2 protein-coding genes and 1 pseudogene are annotated in these 1,680 nt (G+C 62.7%); 2 read left to right on the plus strand and 1 reads right to left on the minus strand.

Annotated features, from left to right (window positions below):
• Positions 1–130: pseudogene (locus EN935_RS42460) on the plus strand (lipo-like protein); the annotation flags it as partial.
• A gap of 8 nt (positions 131–138) precedes the next feature.
• On the opposite strand, the gene EN935_RS34785 reads toward EN935_RS42460, so the two are convergent.
• On the minus strand, positions 139–945 hold the full coding sequence (locus tag EN935_RS34785; protein ID WP_126067036.1) for a helix-turn-helix transcriptional regulator: 807 nt from the start codon (positions 943–945) through the stop codon (positions 139–141).
• 113 nt (positions 946–1,058) lie between these two features.
• Here EN935_RS34785 and EN935_RS34790 point away from each other — a divergent pair.
• Positions 1,059–1,680: ATP/GTP-binding protein (locus EN935_RS34790; protein ID WP_127374166.1), on the plus strand; the 622-nt coding region annotated here is incomplete at its 3' end.

Consider the following 1,680-nt stretch of genomic DNA (forward strand, 5'->3'; position numbering starts at 1 on the left):
GCTCTACACACCGCGCGATTTCGACCTGTCGCCCTATTTCCGCATCGTCAAGCCGACGCTGGAATATGGTTTCGACTACCGGCAGATGGTCTGGGACGACAAGGTTGCCGATGCGAAGGCCCCTGAATAGCAGGCCAACTATGCCGGCAAGGGGCGACCCCTTTTTGCCGGAGTGTTGGGGCTGTCGGGCACCCGTGCACCGGGATCTCGCGCGTGCGGCCCGATCGGCATGATCGCCGGAAATGGCGTTGCACCAAAGGCAAACGTCCATTTGTAGCCGACCAGCCCGTCCTCCGGCGTGGTGTGCTGGTCGTGATGGGCGAGCAGCTTGGCGCGATCGGCCAGCTCCTGCGCCTCGCGCCGCACCATCTCCGCCGTCTCCGGCCGCATCCGCCTGGAGAAGCTGACGAAGGTCGCTTCCTTGTCGATATGGGTGATGGCCCAGCCGATGAAATTCTTGTTGGTCATCTCGAACAGCGGCCTCAGCGGCCCTTCGAAATTCCACTGGATCGGCGTCTCGACCAGCACTCTTGCCGAGAGGCCCCGGCCGAGCGCGACCAGGCCAAGCTCCTCGAGATCGCGCAGATAGAGGAACATCGAGGCCTCGCTCAGGCCTTGCGAGCGCATGATGCCTTCGGGCGTGAACTTTTCCGACAGCATGACGAAGATGAACAGCAGCGCCGGCCGACCGGCGAGCCTGCGCTCGATCTCCGGCGCGATGTGGTTGACCGGACCTGGTCCCCGGTTCATCGAGCCGAGCACGTTTTCCAGCTCGACGCCGGCGGCGGCGCAGATATCCATCAGCCGGTCGAGCTTGCAGTTGCGCTCGTGGAAGATACGCTTCACCGTCGGTTCGGAAACGCCCATGCGTTCGGCAAGCGCGCGATATGTGACGCCCTTCGCCTTCAGCGTCCGCTTCAACGCCTCGAAGATAAGACCGTTCATTCGATGCACCTCTTGCCGGCAGTTTCGTATCGACTTTCGATACTAGCGGTGTCAGGCCTTTCCGGAAAGTATCGAAAACCGTAGCTCTGCCTCGTCATCACAGGAGAGCAGTCATGAACACCCTCATCATCTCAGCCCTTATCGTGGCTATCGGCATCTCGGCAGCGCCTGCCGCCGAGGCCGCCGAACTCTGGCGCGCCACCGGCCTCGAGCAGCCGGAATCGGCTTTGTTCGACGCCGCCAACAACCGCATCATCGTCTCCAACATATCAGGCAATCCCGGCGACGCCGACGGCAATGGTTATCTCTCCGTGCTGTCGCTGGACGGCAAGACGGTCACCCGGCACTGGACCGATGGCATGGACGCACCCAAGGGCATGGCGATCTCGGGCGGCAAACTCTATGTCGCCGACATCACCAAGGTTCGCATCGTCGACCTCGCCAGCGGCAAGCTCGTCACGAGCATCGCGGTGCCGAATGCCGTCTTCCTCAACGACATGACATCGGACCAGTCCGGCAAGGTCTATGTCACCGACATGCTGGCCGACACCATCTACCGCATCGACGGCGACCGGCCGGAGCTGTTCGTCAAGGACGCGATACTGGCTTCGCCCAACGGCGTCTTCGCCGATGGAAACAGGCTGATCGTCGCCTCCTGGGGCAAGGGCATCAAGCCCGACTTCAGCACGGCGGAGCCCGGTGGCCTGCTGTCGGTCGACATCGCCAGCAAGGTGG

It is taken from the genome of Mesorhizobium sp. M7D.F.Ca.US.004.03.1.1, assembly GCF_003998635.1.
GTDB classification, from domain to species: domain Bacteria; phylum Pseudomonadota; class Alphaproteobacteria; order Rhizobiales; family Rhizobiaceae; genus Mesorhizobium; species Mesorhizobium loti.

Excerpts from the sequence above, each read along its gene's own strand:
- EN935_RS34785 (WP_126067036.1), bottom strand. The coding sequence starts at position 945 with ATGAACGGTCTTATCTTCGAGGCGTTGAAGCGGACGCTGAAGGCGAAG.